General features: G+C 34.0%; 3 protein-coding genes and 1 pseudogene. All 4 read right to left on the minus strand.

Annotated elements, in window-relative coordinates:
• On the minus strand, positions 1-3,630 hold a 3,630-nt coding region (locus tag Q4Q40_RS23890; protein WP_303304576.1), incomplete at its 3' end, for a type I polyketide synthase.
• A gap of 83 nt (positions 3,631-3,713) precedes the next feature.
• Positions 3,714-13,739: a non-ribosomal peptide synthetase gene (locus Q4Q40_RS23895; RefSeq protein ID WP_303304577.1), complete on the minus strand. Its 10,026-nt coding sequence runs from the start codon at positions 13,737-13,739 to the stop codon at positions 3,714-3,716.
• A complete protein-coding gene (locus Q4Q40_RS23900) occupies positions 13,736-17,335 on the minus strand; it encodes a beta-ketoacyl synthase N-terminal-like domain-containing protein (protein ID WP_303304578.1) in 3,600 nt (1,199 codons plus the stop codon). Before Q4Q40_RS23900 ends, Q4Q40_RS23895 begins: the two co-directional genes overlap by 4 nt.
• Positions 17,336-17,840, minus strand: a pseudogene (locus tag Q4Q40_RS23905) (hypothetical protein); the annotation flags it as partial.

The raw sequence follows: 17,840 nt of genomic DNA on the forward strand, positions 1-17,840 counted from the left end.
TCCAGTGAAAAAACTACTGAATTTTTGTTCAGCCAAAGTGGAGGTATTCTCATGGATCAACGGATGTAATTTTTTAGGGTTGATACCGTTAAGAAGGGTATTCGATTTATTGGTGTATGTTGTTTCCAGAATCCAATAACGATCTTTTGAGAATGGGTAGGTAGGTAGACTTATTCGAAGTGGTTTATCTGTGTTATACAAATTATTCCAATCAAAAGAAAAGCCTTTTACCCAAAGCTCAAGAAGTTTAGTATATTTCTTTTTCTGGATCCATGCTTCTATAGTTTTGTGCATGTCCTCGTCCTTGGAAAGAGAGTTTAGACTTTCCTTATTGCGTTTCACCTGTCCTTGGTAGAGATCATCAATGTCTTTTTCGTTACCTATAAAGCTTTGTAATTTCATTTTCAATGCTTCAAGGTCAACTGCCAACATGGCTAATCTATATTCAAAGCTTTCTCTTCCAATTTGAAGTGTATAGGCTATATCCGCTAATGTATTCTTGTTTATTGATTCCTCACTTATAAATTCTAACAACAGAAGGGCCTGTTCTTTTAGGGCTCGTTCTGTTTTTGCTGAAAGGACAAAAATACCTGGAGAATCAGTGGTGACCTCTATGTTGGAAACTCTAGTTGAAGAATCATATTCCTCGATGATAACGTGTGCATTTGATCCGCCAGCTCCAAATGATGAAATACCTGCAGTTCTTAATAGTTCTTTTAATTCACCATCAGTTCTAACGAGTGGTCGCTCCCAATTAATCAATTTTTGAGGAACCATAAAAGGAGACTCTTTAAAATTGATATTTCCATTTAATTCCGAAGAATGCAAACTTGGAACAATTTTTTTGTTTTCCATTTGCAATAAAACTTTGGTCAGACCTGCAATGCCAGCAGCAGCCTCTAAATGCCCTATATTTGATTTCGCAGAACCTAAAAAACAAAACTGCTTATCTTGTGTATCTTTTCTAAAAGCAGAGTTTAACCCTCTTACCTCAATAGGGTCTCCAAGGTCGGTACCAGTACCATGAGCTTCGATATAACTAATACTTCTGGCATTTACACTAGCTTTATCCATTACTCTATAAATTAAATCGCCTTGAGATTTAGGGTTTGGAACCGTATATCCATTGGTTTTACCTCCGTGATTTATGGAAGTTCCTTTAATCACTCCATAAATCTTATCATTGTCCTCAATAGCTTTTGATAAAGGTTTTAACAAGACAGATCCTACTCCTTCTCCAGGAACAAAACCATTACCCCCTTTTCCAAAACTTTTACATTTACCGTCAATAGATAACATGTGTTTGGAACTAAGCGCAACATAGGAGCTTGGATGTAAATATAGATTGACACCTCCAGCAATAGCCATCTCACATTCACCTCGGAGAAGATGTTGACAAGATTCATGAATTGCAGTGAGTGAAGAGGAACACATAGTATCTATAGGAATACTTGGTCCTTTTAAATTTAAAAGATAGGAAACTCTATTTGCTATAGAACCAAAAGACGTATGAGGTAATGAATTCACATCATTTTTCCATAAGTCAGGTCCATAAAGATTATAGCCTGTCTTTGTAACTCCAACAAATACTCCAATATTTGAATTAAATTTTTCTTCAATACTAATTCGTGTATATCCTGCATTTTCAATTACTTCCCAACAAGTTTCTATAAATAACCTCTCTTGTGGATCCATATCATAAGCTTCCTTGGGGGAAATATTAAAGAAAAGAGGATCGAAATTTGCAAAGCCATCTAAAAAACCACCCCATTTGCTGTAGCTTTTACCTTTTGTAGAGGCTTCTTGAGAATCTTTAATGAAGAAATTTTCCATAGACCATCTATCCTTTGGTATACAAGAGATACAATCCTTCCCATTACTCAAATTTTTCCAGTACTCGGTCAAGTTATTTGCTTTGGGATATTTACCGCTTAAACCAATAATGGCAATCTTTTCATTGTTAATGGAGTTTTCGATAGGTTTAGTATTTTTAAGTTTGTGTAGTCTTTTATTTTTAGCAAAAGAGATTAGTTTTGGAAAATCATTTTTAAACACGTTATGATCAATTGGTTTATCAATACTTTTTAATTGTGTCCATTCTATACATTTTTTTGGATATTCTGATAAAAAATACTCTGTTAGCGAAATAATGGTTTGGTATTCAAACAATAATGTTTTTGGAGTTTCACCAAATACTTTTTCTAAATGATAATTAAGTTTGGAAATTAGCATAGAATCAATACCGTACATTTCAAAAGGATCATTTGGATCTATTCTATTTGCATTTAGCTTAATTGTTTTGCTAAAAAGAGTAATAGTCTTATTTAAAGTTTTTTCTTTTAGTAATTCTAAATTGACTTTGTCTTGAATTAAAGGTGTTGTTTTATGTTCAACTTTTGAAATTAAAGAACCCTTCAATAGTTTTACTATTTTCTTTTGATTTCCTTGAAGTACTGTGATCTGGGAGGTTTGTGTTTTCCATGCGCTGTAAAGTGTTTCGATACCGTTATGGGTATCCAAGGGAGTGATTCCAGTTTTGTTAGACATGGCTTTTAGGGTCTGAGGATCTACATGCATGCCCCCAGATTTCCACAGTGGCCAATTAATGGAAATAGATCTACCTTTTCGTTGATTTTGTTTTATCAGATTGTTTCTCCATTGGATATAGTTGTCCATAAATGAATTGGCCATTGCGTAGTCGCTTTGTCCAGGATTTCCAAGAACAGCCGAAAGGGATGAAAAAGCTATAAAAAAGTCAAGATCCATATCCTTACTAGCTAGATCGATGTTGTTCAGTCCAGCTACTTTTGGAGCTAGAACGTCCCTGACCTCCGAAGGTGTTTTTTTGATAATGAAGTTATCTTTGATAATCCCTGCGCTGTGAATGATACCGCTTAACCTTCCGTTGTCCTGTGTGATTTTGGAGAATAGTTTTTCAACGGATTCGTTATTACTGACATCTACCTGTAAGTAGCTGACTTTGCTTCCAAGAGATTTTAGTTGGGACTCTTTTTCTGGTGTGATTTCGGATCTACCTGTTAGTATTAGACAAGCATCTTTGCAACGTTCCTTTATTTCCTTTGCAAAGATAATTCCCAGTCCTCCAAGACCACCAGTAATGAGGTATACCCCGTTATCATGCCATGGTATTTGGGTATCTGTTGGAGTTTCTGTTTCTTCCCAGGAACATATTTCCCGTTTCCCGTTCCTATATCGTACTTGTTGATCTTTAAGTGAGCGCTCCTGGATCAAAAGTGAATGGATTGAGGCTCTGCTTTTTTTGTCTAAAGCAATGGATTGACAGCTTATTCGTGGATTTTCCTGTTGCGCAGTTCTGAGCAATCCGAAGAGAGCTGAAAACAAGGAGTTAGTTTCACCTTCAGGTACGACCAGTTGTAGGAGAACCTTGTCGCTGCTTTTTTGTTTGAGTAGCTTTTGGATTTGATTAAAAAGGTCAATAGCAAAGTCGTTGAACTTATCGGGCATGCTGTCCGCATTAGAGTGCAGAGTTCTTGATTCGATATCCCCAAGATCCATATCATTTTGAAGGCCGGCAAAAAATACGATATGGTTATCGAAAGGAAAGGGATCTGGGTTTTCACCCACAGAAACTGACCAATTCCGTGTCAATAATAAGTGATTGTGTTTTTTCATATTAGATTGAGCATTAGTAAGTAGAGGGTATCTTTTAAAATTTTGGATGCTTTGGAACCTTAAATAAGACGGACCGTGAATTTTTTCATTCTGTAAAGAACTATTCCTTGGTCATTACAAAAATCAATGTCTAGGCTTTGAACTTTATTAGGTAGGTTTAGTTCTCGATAATTAATGAACACCCAAGTCGGGGATGTCTCTTCAGAAAAAACTTCTAGCTCTTTTAGCGTACAAGGATATATCTTACTAAAGGCTATTTCAGTTTTATGTGTATTTTTATTAAGCAGTGCTGCAAATACTTGGCAAATAGTATCTAAAAGAGATGGACAGAGTATAATGTCTTTAAAGCCATTGTGAGCAACATCTTCCTCTGAGATTTTTATTAAAACTCGATTAATGCCACTGTATATGTGATAATTGGATACACTTTTTTTATAAGTGAGTTCAAGGGTTTGCTGTTTTTTATTAAAAGAAAGTACGGATTGATCACAATCGATTTGCAAGTTGTCCAGGTTTAAAATAGGTTGAGACCGACTGTTTATATATTGAACGTAGCCTTGACAATAAATATTAGGTTGGGGATTATCTTCGTCTTGATTGTTATAGAACTCGAATCCCATAATTCCATTTTCTTGATCGAATAGAGCCAAATGGATTTGTATATTTGACTGTTTCCAAACAATAGGTTTTCCCCATGAAATATTGGTGATTTTTTTGTTATTACTATTATGTTGAATATCTGCTTTGGAGATCTGATGAATAGCCTCCCTTATCATTTCCAAATAAACTGTTCCAATGAGATGCTCAGAACCATTCAAAGACTTTGTGTATTCCGGAAATTCATTCCTTTTAAAAAATGAGGTGAAGTGTGCATTTGTAATACCAATAGTTTTTTTATGCAGCAGTGGATGTATTAGCGATTTTTTGTTGTGAGGCATATCATGAGTATTCGTAGCTTGGTTTGAAACCCAATAAGTTTCTTTTGAAAAGGGATATGTAGGGAGGCTTATTCTATTTGGAATTTTAAGGTCATATAATCTATTCCATAATACATCATACCCATCACAGTAGAATTTGGCAATGGAATCAACAATTTGACTATAGCGTTTTGTATTATTTATGCAATTGGAGATTTCTTGTAAAAGTTTATCTAGCTTCTTTTTCTCTTTTATTTTTTCTTTAAATCCTTGTTTAACTTTATTTCTATATAATACCGGATGTTTTTCTCCTGATAATTCCAACTTCAAAAGCTTGATGGCTTGTTTTCTACTAGAAACCAGAGTAGCAAAACGATATGCAAAATGATGACGTCCAGTTTGTAGGGTATAACAAACGTCTACCATTTCCTCGGTATTATATGGAACTGCTTCAAACTCATTTATGAGATCCTTAATTTTGACTTCGAGACTATTTCGAGTCTTAGCAGATAGAACAATCATCAGGTTTTCCAAGGCTTTAACAGGGTTTTCTATTAAAGGTCTTTTGAAGCTTTCTATGACCATATGAGCATTAGTTCCACTCATCCCAAACGAACTAATGGCTCCTAGAAGTGGTTTGCTTTCCTTTTTCTTCCATGGTTTATTAACCTTATTGACATAAAAAGGACTTGATTCCCAATTAATAAATTCGTTCTCTTGTTCGTAATGTAAGCTTGATGGTATAATTTCATGACGCATTGATTGAACTAACGTGATAAGGTTTACAATTCCTGAAGCAGCAAGGGTATGTCCAAAATTTGTTTTAGAAGATGTAAGTGCACAAAGGTTTTTCTTTGTTGTATATTTTTTAAACACATCATTTAGAGCGTTTACTTCAACTGGGTCGCCTAGTTTGGTACCAGTACCATGAGTGACTATATATTCGATCTCCTCCGGATTTATTTTGTGTTTATTGTAAATTTCTGTTAAAAGATTAACCTGAGCTGTACCTCCCGGAGCAGTAATTCCGTTAGTCTTTCCATCGTAATTTATCCCACTACCTTTAATGGTAGCATAAATAGGATCGTTGTCTTTTAGTGCATTGGAAAGAGGCTTTAAAACAATGGCAGCAACTGCCTCACCAGGAACAATTCCATCGGCCTTTTGGTCAAAAGCGGCGCATTTTCCAGTAGGGGATAACATACCGGAATCTTTCATTCCTTTATAAGACTTGGTCGTAAATATTAAATTTACACCAGCTGCTATTGCGGTGCTGCACTCTTTGTTTTTGAGACTAAGGCAAGCTTGATGAATAGCTACGAGGCTAGAGGAACACGCTGTATTAATTGCAAGTACAGGGCCATTTAGATTTAAAAAATATGCTAGCCTTGAAGCCAATATACCATCATGATTAGAAGTTATTAATGGTTCTTCGTTTTTGAGTAATTGATAATCTCCTTGTTCAACCCCAACAAAAACGCCTATTTTTTCTACCTTAATCTGCTCGGGACCATAGCCTGCATCTTCAAGTGCCTTCCATGATTCCTGTAAAAGTAAGCGTTGGCGAGGATCCATTCCTTCAGCCTCTAGTGGTGAAATTTCAAAAAACAAAGGGTCAAATTCACTTATGCCAGGAATACATCCACATGATAACATTTCTATATCTTCATTGATCGGTATTTCTTGTTTACTCTTTAATCGCCAGTTGGAAGTTGTACAAGAGATTTTTTCAACTGCATTCTCTCCTTTTAGAAGCTTGTCCCACATTTCTGCAATATTTTCCGATTTCGGGAATTTTCCGCTCATTCCAATAATGGCTATCGATTCCACAGGAGTGTCCTCTGATTGGGCATCTTTTAACGGTTGTATTAAATTTAATTGTTTCTTCTTCTCACTTTCAATAGAAAAGGGTGTAATATCAATAGTTTGATAAAATGCATCAATTAGTTCTTTATGTTGATTTAATAAATAGTCTCGGACTTTTTTTAAGCTGGAATAGCTAAAGAAAATGGAGGGTGTTATTTTGGTTTTGTAATGCTTACTAAGCTCAGAAGCAAGTTTTGTCATACTTATAGAATCATATCCAAAATCAACAAGATTCTCTTCCATGTTAATTTTTTTAGTAGGTATTTTTAGTATAGTTTGGGTTAAAATTTTTAAATCCTCTTCAACATCTTCCTTTATATTTCTTTTCTTTAAAGTCGTTTTCTTTTTTAGTTTTTTTATTAAGTTGTCCTCCTGTTCCCCGAACATGTTCTCTTGATTTTCTATTCCTAACATTCTATTAATCCTACTTTTATCTCCATTCATGACCAAAATTTGTTCCTTGTCACTGGATAGGATTTGTTCAAAAATTTTAATACCAGTATTGGTTTCTAAAAATAGCTGCCCACTGGCCTGTAAATATCTATTAATTTGTTCCTGCATATTTTTTCCCATTCCTCCGTTTCTCCAGGCTGGCCAGTTGATTACTGAAGTTTTTCCCTTACGTTTACCAGATTTGACCAGTTTGTTACGGTAAGCTGCATAGGACATTTCAAACCGGTTGGCTAAAGAATAGGAACAGGCTCCAAAATCCCCTAAAATTGCAGATGAAGAGGAAAAAAAGCACATGAAATCCAACGGTTCATTTTCTAAGAGGTTATCGAGGACAATAGTTCCAAGAACCTTGGGACGCGCCTCTTTGTTAAATTGTTCAACATTTTTTTCAATAACGTTATCTGCTGAAGGAATACCTGCAGAATGAATTAATCCGTTAATCTTACCGAAATGTATTCTAGCTTGATCTAATTCGAACGAAAGACGTTCCTTGTCACATATATCGCATTGAATATAAATAGCATTACCACCGGCCTTCTTTAAATGTTTTATTTTTTTCCGTTTGGTTTTATCAAGATTTGATCGACCAATAAGTATTAAATTAGATTGGTAATGTTTTGATAGGTAATCTGCAAAGATGAATCCGAGTCCTCCCATACCTCCAGTAATTATGTAATTACCGCCTTTTCTCAGAACACTTTGACCTTTCGTGATGGAAACAGGGATTAGTTTTGTAATATATCTTGTGTTATTCTTGTACAGAACATTAGATTCTTCCGAGAGTAATTCAGCGGCAATATGTTTAATTTGATCAATCGTATTTAAGTTCTCATGTTCGAATAGGATTGAAGTACTATGTTTTTTGATTACAAAGCCAGCAGATTTTTCAAAACCAGTCCATGAGTTTTTGTAAGTATCATTTATTTCTCCACTGAGTTGTGCTAATAACAAAACTTTTTTTATTGATAAATTAGAATTTGTTATTCCTTGGAGCACTAGTAAAATAGCAGTTTGATCGGCTTCATATCCCATAGTTTTGCCCAAACCCCAGCCATAAATTATACCGTTTATTGAACCGTGATGTTTTTTTATTCTTCTAAATAACTTTTCATAACTATGCTTATCAGAGTAGTTAATACAGTAATTTTCGGAATCACTCTCGAGATATCTATTTCCTAATGATACATATATAACTTTTCCGCCAGTTTGTTCTTTCCAATTAGATGAAAAGTCATCTTTAGGGTAATGTTCATGAAAAAAACAAACTATCTTATCTAGATCTTGATAGTTAATACTCGTATTTGGATTTTCTGCCCATACCTCTTCGAAAGTCATTATGTTAATTTCATTTTTGATCTCAGAAATTGAATCATTCAACTTGTAACTTGAACTTGAAGAATTTTCTAACCAATATTGACTATTTTCAAAAGGGTAGGTAGGAAGGCTTAAACGCAATGGCTTCTTGCTTTTGTATAGGATATTCCAATCAATCGGAAAGCCCTGTGCCCATAAGTGGGCTAATTTTTTAACTTTTCCTTTTGCTCCCCATTTCTTAATACGCCTTTGAGTATCTTCATCTATACTCTTAAATCTTTTGTATGAAGAAGCGTTTTTTGAAGCTCCTTGAAAACATTTTTCAATTAACTGTTTGCCAGTGATAAATTTCTCTAGTTTCTCTGAGAGATCAGAGATGTCTTTTACTAGAAACAAAACTCTGTTTTCCATCACCTTACGTCCCAATTGAAGGGTGTAAGCTAGCTGTTGCAAGTTAATTTCTTTACAGGCTGTTTTTTTTACAGAACATTCCTCATATATAGAACTTGCATACAAAACAAATTCCTTTAAGGTCATAGATTGGTTGATGTTAGACGGCTCAAGTTCTATACCCCATTCATTTGCTAAACGATGTATTAGTTTTGTGAATTGATACGTATCAATATCAAGTTCGCTTATATATTGTTCTTGGGTAATTGTATCACGATCAATACTTTTGATTTCTGACACGGTAGAAACTAATTTATCCATCATTTGTCTATGATCATAGATATTCTTGTCAAGACACTGGGAGAGCGAGATGGTTTTTAAAATTTCCTTTGCATAAATTTTTAATCGTTCTTTATTTTTTGCTGATAACGGAATAACATAAGTCGAATTCTTATTTTCTTTTTCATCTTTTTCAGTTTTCTCCAAATTTTTGGGAATATAGTTTTCAAAAATGGCATGAACATTAGTACCCCCTAAGCCGAATCCACTCAATGCCATTCTTTTTGGGAGTTGATTATCTTCAAGATTTTTTATCTTATCAACAACATAGAAAGGAGATTCTTTTAACTTAATATCGGGATTTGGTTTCTTAAAATTAATTGATGGTGGAATTTTTTTGTAATGTAAACTAAGAACCAATTTTATACATCCTGCAAGCCCTGCTGCCGTATCCAGATGGCCTATGTTAGGTTTAACAGATCCTATTCCACAATACTGTTTTGTAGTTGTATAACGGGTGTAAACATCGGTTAGAGCAGCAACCTCTATAGGGTCCCCTAATTTGGTTCCCGTTCCATGGGATTCTACATAACATATTGAATCAGGATTAATATTAGTTTTATTAAGAACTTTTTGAATCACATCTATTTGTCCATTTACACTGGGTGCATAAAAGCCTGCTTTATCGGCTCCATCATTATTTATTCCTACACCTCTAATTATACCATATATGTTATCTCCATCTTTTATAGCATTCTCGGTTTTTTTCATCATAATTACCGCTACTCCCTCTCCTGGTACCATTCCGTCTGCTGCTGCATCAAATGCCTTTAGATGTCCATCGCTGGAAAAGTTTAAACCTGGTTGATGTAAATAACCAACAAGTGAAGAGGAGAAAAGAGTTGAGCCTCCCACTAAGGTATATTCTGCTTCTCCATTTTGAAGGCATTGAAAAGCGGCGTATAATCCGGCCAAGGATGAGGAACAATTTGAATGGATAAAAAAACTAGGACCTTTGAGTCCTAATTTATATGAAATCATTGTTGGTATGGTACCTCCTTGGCTTTGGAGGATAGATACATACTCATCTGAGTTCTTTACTATTTTACATTCATCTAATAGATTTTCGGAAGAAAGAGCCTGATACATATTATTACTAGCAGACATAAATACTCCGGTATTTGGAATATTTTCCACATTGTATCCAGCATCTTCTATTGCACTCCAAGAATGCATTAACAAATGTCTCAACTGAGGATCCATTAATTCTGCTTCCTTTGGAGAAATAGAAAAAAAATCGGCATCAAAAGATTTCTTGTCTGAAATAGTGGAGCTTACAGGAATAAGGTCTGGGTGAAGTAAAAATGAATCATCTAATCCAAAATCACTTAATTCTTCAGCTGAATGGAATTTAATACTCTCTTGTCCTTTACATAGATTTTCCCAAAATTGCGATTTATCTTTAGCTCCTGGTACTTGGCAAGAAATACCAATAATTGCAATACTGTCTTTGTAATATTCTGGTTGATCATCTAAAGTTGCTTTCCTTGAAGATTGTTTCTTTTCTATGCTATTATCTGTTTTTTCAGATCTTTCAATTTGCTTTTTTTTGGCAGGAAGAAATTCCGATGATACTTTCAATGTACTTAAATATTGACTTATATTTTTAATGTTGTTATATTTAAAAAGATCGGTTACAGAAAAATTAGCGCCAGTCCAATGGCTTATTTTGTCTGCAACAATAACTGCTGAAATCGAATCTCCACCTACTTCAAAAAAACCTTCTTGTAGACCTACTTCTTTAATTTTTAAAGTTTCTTTCCATAAATCGAACACCTTTTCTTCCAATTGAGAAAGTGGTTTTATACTCTTTTCTCTTTTTTTTGATAAAAGAAGATCGTTTTCAAGCTTTTTCTTATCTATTTTACCATTCGGATTTAATGGCAATCCATCTAGCCTAATAAATAAATGAGGTATCATATATTTGGGTAGTATCTTTCTTAAATAATCTTTGAGTTCTATTTGAAATGACAAAGAATCTATGGGTTTTTTAGAATGTTTTAAAACATAATACGCTATAAGTTGCTTATTTCCAGAAGACTCTTGCAATACAACAGCATTCGTTTTTATAAGCTGGTGTGAATCCAAACAGTTCTCGATTTCCCCTAGTTCTAGTCGAACACCTCTAACTTTTACTTGATTGTCAATCCTTCCCAAAAACTCCAGTTTACCATTTTTGTTAAAGCGTACCAAATCCCCTGTTTTATACATCTTTTCATTCTTTTGTAGAACAAATGGATCTTTCACAAATAGCTTATTCGTTAACTCCTTTTTATTCAAATAACCTCTGGCTAGACCAATACCTGCTATATATAGTTCCCCTGGTATACCCACAGGTACAGGATGCATATTATTATCCAAGACATAAAGTCTGGTATTGCGAATAGGTCTACCGATATCTGGTCTTTGATTTTTATTAAGAGGTTCTGAAATAGAAGCACAAACGGTATACTCAGTGGGGCCATAAGCATTCAAGAAAACCCTTCCATCTGCCCATTCTCTTATCAGGTTTTCAGTACAAGCCTCTCCTGCAACAATTAACGTAATTAGGGACGGAAGTTTTCTCTTTGGAAGTGTTGCTAATAGACTTGGAGGTAAAGTAAGATGAGATATTGCATTTTCTTCAATGAGTTTATAAAGTTTTTCGCCCGCTATCATCTCTTTACTATCATCTAAGACCATCTTAGCACCAGAGCAAAGAACCATAATAATTTCCCATATGGAGGCATCAAAACTGAACGATGCAATTGGAAGAATACAGCTGTCACGATCTATTTTAAAAGCATCAACTTGTGCACGAGCCAAGTTGGGTATTCCCTTGTGTTCCAACATTACCCCTTTAGGTGTTCCAGTTGATCCGGAAGTATATATAACATAGGCTAAATCTGATTGGGAAACTTTGATTGAAGGTCTTGATTTCCTTTGAGACTGGATTTTCTTTTTATCCTTATCGATTAGAATTAGTCTCGCATTGTGATTAGGTAAGTTTTTTTCTAATGTTGAATGTGTGATTATGAAACTCGCATCTGAATCATCTAATATCAACGCAATCCTTTCTTTTGGGTATAGATAATCTAATGGTAAATAGGCCGCTCCAGCCTTTAAAATAGCCAAGAAAGAAATTATGGTTTCTGGGGAGCGCTCCAGATAGACACCTACTAGCTTTTCTTTGCCTATGTTAAATTTTTTCAGATAGTTAGATAATAGGTTAGCTTGTTCGTCTAACTCTTGATACGATATTTCTTTATGGCTATATATGATTACTGGTCGTTCAGGAGTTTGATCTACAAAGTTTTCAAAAACTTCGTGAACGCATTCCTCATTGCTATCTAGAGAAAGTGTACTATTCCAATCATACAGTACTTTTTCTTTTTCTTTTTCGGAAAGAATATTATATTCGAATAATTTTAGTTGTGGATTTTCAAGGATTTCTTTAAGTAGTTTTTTATAATGGATTGTCATACGGGAGATAGTATGATTAGTAAACAGCTCTTGTTTATACTTAAAGTTTAATTTAAACGCTTCATTAGCTTCCAAAACTTCTAACTCAATTGCATAAATATTTTCTTGACGCACCTCCTCTATAAATGATATTGGAAATGAATCTTTGAATCTGTCTTCTATACTCCTTAATCCTCCATTTTGTGAAAAATTTTGATATGCATAAGCAACATTGAACAAATCCGATTGATCAGAACCCTGTGATTGATATAAAGCCTTTCGTAATTTTGAGTAGGGAAAAAAGGAGTTGTCTAAGCCTTCGGCAGTTGTTCTTTGGAGGTCTTTCGCAAATTCAATAAATGATTGTTTTTCAATCTTTTCACCTCTGATCATCAACATATTGATAAATAAACCAGGAATATTCTCAAAATGGTCATCAGGACGTATTGTCACTGGCATTCCAATTGAGAAGTCCTGTTGTCCGGTATATTTATATAATAATATTTTAAAAACACAAAGGAATAGATTTGATAAATTCAATCCGTGGTTTTGGCAAAATTGTCGTATTTGATTTTTCTGATTAACTAAAAATGATAGCTGTTTATGTGAATGATTCTTATGGTTACTATCCAATATTGATGTGGGAAATGGAATTTTCCATATTGGGGATGTGGGTAACAAATGATTTAACCAGTAGGATTTATATTTATGTATAATTTCTTTGTTACTTAATATTTTTTTTTCCCATTTTACAAAGTCATTGTAGGTCGATTTAAGAGGAGAAAGGATAGGTTTTTCACCTATAATTAGCTTGGCATAAGTTTCCAATAAAATCTCGATAAAAGGTTGGATTGAGCTACCATCAAAAACTATATGATGTATTGTAATTAACACATATTGTTTTTTTCTTGATTCCGATAAGAAATCAACTCGCATCAAGGAATCCTTAGTTAAGTTAAATGGCCTTCTCGATCGATTTCTTAAATCTTCTATAAGGTCTTTCTTTTTTTTATATGAAATTTCTTCATAGTTGAAATCAAGAGAAAGCTCATGACGCATAATTTGGCTAGGCTCAACATTGTTCTGACTAAAAGTATTGTTGATCCAAGGATATTGTTCAAGAAGAAAAGTGCATGCTTTTTTGAATAATAAAATGTTAACTTTTTGGTATAGCCGAAATGCAATCGGGATATTATATACACTTGAATTTGGATATGTCTTCTGATGAGCCCAAATACCTTTTTGAGCCTCTGAAAGAGGATTCCAATTGGCTTCTTTTTCATATTTACCAAAAAATTCCTTTTTAAACTGTTCGGTTGAAAGTTTTCCTTTTTTGTAATCAAGTAGTAATTCTTTTGGTGTCATATACCTATTCTTTGGTCAATTAAACGTTCTATTTCTTCAAGACTCAGATGCCCTTCTTTATATTTTTCTAAGGTTTCAGTAAAAAAAGATTCTCCTTTTATTGGTTTCTCATTCTCCAAGAGTTGCACTTTTACTGTTTCATTAATATTATTGTCTGTAAGAGATGTTTTTATGATGTTGCTAATATGATTAGTTAGTTCATGAACTGTTCTTTTTTCAACTAGTTCTAGTACAGTTATCTTGACATGAAAATATTTTTTAACACCCCGGATGAACTTCATGGTTAATAATGAACTGAATCCGTAGGCTTGAAGATCTTTGTTAAGGGCAATTTGATTCGATGAAATATTTAATTCTTTGCATAAAAAATGCAGGATGTAATGCTCTATTTTTTTTGGTAGCGAGTGGTCGCCAATGGAGATGAACTCATTTTGACTATCTTTTTTAATAATTACTTTCTCATCTTCACTCAATGAATTTTTTCCTATCCAATATCTCTTTTTTTCGAAAGGATAATTTGGTAATGGAAGTATTCTAAATGACATTTTTTTATAAAATAGTTTCCACGGAATTTTAACACCTTCAACCCAATTTTTGGCTAAAATTTGCAAATCAGTCTTCTCTAGTCGAGATTTTTCTAAGAAATCGGAAACATGGATATTTTTTTCTTTTTTTAGTTCTTCATCTATATTTTCTTGGTAGTAAAAAGTTGAATTATTATTTTTATCTTCAGATGTTTTTAAACTTGAATACTTCTTCAATTTATCAAGAAGGTGACCTCTGTTTTTTACTAAGATTGCCATTCGACACTCCATTTCTTCTCTTCCTACCTGAAGTGTATATGCGAAATCATCTAGATTAAATTTTTCATCTTTCTTAGCGTAGATGTATATGTTTTGAATTAAGGTGTTTAGGCTATTTTGATTTTTTGCTGAAAAAACAAAAAGTTGAAGTATACTGGTAGTATTAGTTCTTTTCAAAGGTTTTGTTTCTGGAATATATTCTTCAATTATAAGATGTGCATTAGAACCGCCAGCAGCAAAAGAACTTATTGCTGCCCGTCTTGGTATTTCGTATACTTTTTCCTTTTCCTTTATTTCAGGTCTATTCCAGTTTTTTAGTTCTTTTGTTATGTAAAAAGGAGTTTTGCTTAAATGAATGTTTGGGTTTAATGGACTTGTTTTTATAGAAGGAACGAATTGTTTATGTTGTAATTGAAGTAAGACTTTAGTTATTTGTGAAATTCCCGAGGCTGCTTCGGCATGACCAATATTTGATTTTACTGATCCAATTGCACAGAATTCTTTATCATTAGTAAATTTTTGAAATACCTTAGATAAGGCTGTTATTTCAATGGCGTCTCCTAACGACGAGCCATTCGATGAGGCTTCTATATAACTTATAGATCTTGGAGATATACCTGATTTTTTAAAGTTGTTTTCAATTAATTTGGCTTGTGACGCTGGGTTAGGAGAGAAAAAACCATTGGATTTTCCTCCATGATTAATCGCAGATGATTTTATGACACCCAAAATATTATCTCCGTCTTTAATGGCGGTAATAAGTGGCTTCAATAAAACGGCACCAGCTCCCTCTGAAGGAATGTACCCATTACCTGCACTAAAGCTTCTGCTGTTTTTATTGCTTGAGGTCAACTGTATCTTGCTAAGACCAACGTATTTTTTCGGATTTATTGAAAGATTGACTCCTCCTGCGATTGCGATCTGGCAGCTTTTATTTAGTAAACTTTCGTAGGCCATGTGAATAGCAGATAATGATGAAGAGCACATGCTATCGATCGCTATACTAGGACCATTCAAGTTAAAAAAATGAGAGACCCTGTTAGCTATAGCACTAAACGAATATAATGAGGCCTCTGATTGTTTTAACACATCAGCTTCCAAAGAATGGTAGTGTTGGTACATAGCTCCTACGAAGACCCCCACTTCACCATCGAATTCATTGTCCAACCTTTCTCTTGTGTAACCTGCTGTTTCTAGTAAATTCCAAGTGGTCTCTAAGAAGATTCGTTGCATGGGATCCATGACCTCAGCTTCACGGGGTGAAATATTAAAGAATAGTGGATCAAACTTATCAATATCGTTGATAAACCCACCCCAAGGGCTATAACTATTGTTGCTTTCCTCGTTGATATCGGAATAATTTTCATAAATCCATCGCTCCTTTGGAATCTTCGTAATACTATCTTTTCCATTTTTAAGATTATTCCAAAAGTCTTTAATATTATTGGCACCTGGATAGAATCCTGACAAGCCTATAATGGCAATATCATTACTATTGTCCGATACTTTTTCATCATACCCGAGTATTTTTGAATTATTCTTTTCGATATTAGAATCACAGATTTTTTGATTTTTCGTGTAATTTTCTTTTGATTCTTTGGTAGTGATCTTTGACAAATGATCAGTTCGTTTAGTGCTTTTTAGGTTGGTATCAAAATCGAGCTTATAATTATTTGATAAATGCAATGCAAGCTCTTTTATAGTGCTAAATTCAAACAGTAGCGTTGGGGACAATTTTAAGTTAATTGTATTTCCAATTTTAAGAACCACCTTAAGCATATTTGCAGAGTCCAATCCTAAGTCATAGAAACTTTTTTTAAGCTCTATCTGCTGAGGTTTTTTTTTGAGAACTTTTGAGATAACTTGTCTAATTAAAGTCTCATATTTATTAAGATTTTTAATATTATTTACTGAAATAAATTCGACAGATTTATCCTGCACAGGTATTTCTTGTAGACCATTTTTTAGTTGATTATCACTGGACTCCCTAACCAACTTACACACAAAGTTTTTTAATTCGCCTATCTTTTTAAAGTTAGAGTTGAAGAATTCTAAAGTCATGTATATGAGGTCATTTTTTCTCTGGATAGAAGAAATGTTCAATTTTGTTAGACATTGATGTTGTATTAATTCGGAAGCATGAAAAGACTCGAAGTGCATGGGAAGATATAAACCGTGATCTTCCTGTAGTTGTGAGGATATTATACCTAAACATCCCATGCCACTTCCGTCCAATAATACTGGATTAAACATGAAATTTTTGGAAGCTGCTAATGACCTGTCATTTGGAAAAACTTGGATATAGGCTTCTGTTTCATTCTTATTAATATACCCTTTTGCCTTCATGAATCCTGTATGTGAGAGATGAAGTGCTCTGTACTTTTCATAAACATCTTGAAGATTCAAAGGTTTTGTAGTACAAAAATCATCGGGATAATTCATTATAGTCGTATCCTCAAATATGATGGGATCATAATGCATTTCAGCGGTTAAATATTCTGTTAACTTACTTGAAGGGTTTCCTTCGGTAATACCATTGATTCTAATTCCCCAATATCCCTTTTTAGTCTTTTTACATTTTATATGTAACCTAACACTCGTAGAAGGTGTGACGATTAAAGGCTTGTAAATGGATAGATTACTTAGGGTGAAATTGGAATAGTTATATCTATTTTCTCTGAATAACTGATAGATAATATCTATATAAGCAAGACCAGGCAGCACAAATTGTTCATTAACCCGATGATTTTTTATTATCGGATTGTCAATATTAATATTAAAACTCTGTTCCATTTATGATTCAATAATAGTTTTGGTCCAAACACTAACTATTTCTTGTTCTCCTATGAAAATAGTTTCATTCTGTGATCGAATATCTGATAGTGAAGATATTTTTGGGGTATTATTATTTTCTTTCATTTTTTCTTTACTTAGATTTTGCGGTTTTAGATTCGGTGGAGGTAGTGGTTTTCTTGGAGTGTATTCTGTTACTGGTTTTTCCCAGGCTTGGATCAATACGTGGACGTTGGTTCCTCCGTCAGCGAAGGAGCTGAGTCCGGCGGCTGTATACTCTGTCGGGTCTGTTTTCTCTTTGCGTACAAAATGGAACGGCGATGTTTCGATATTATAATGTTCCATGGGTTGTTGACCCGATATAAAGGGTACATATCTTTGGTGGTGTAGTGTTAGTACGACTTTTATAAACCCAGCAATTCCCTCAGCGCATAAAGGGTGTCCTATGTTTGGTTTTACAGATCCTAAACTGCATGGTTTTTTAGAGGTATTCCTATATACGGCC

It is taken from the genome of Flavivirga jejuensis, from assembly GCF_030540765.1.
Lineage (GTDB): Bacteria > Bacteroidota > Bacteroidia > Flavobacteriales > Flavobacteriaceae > Flavivirga > Flavivirga jejuensis.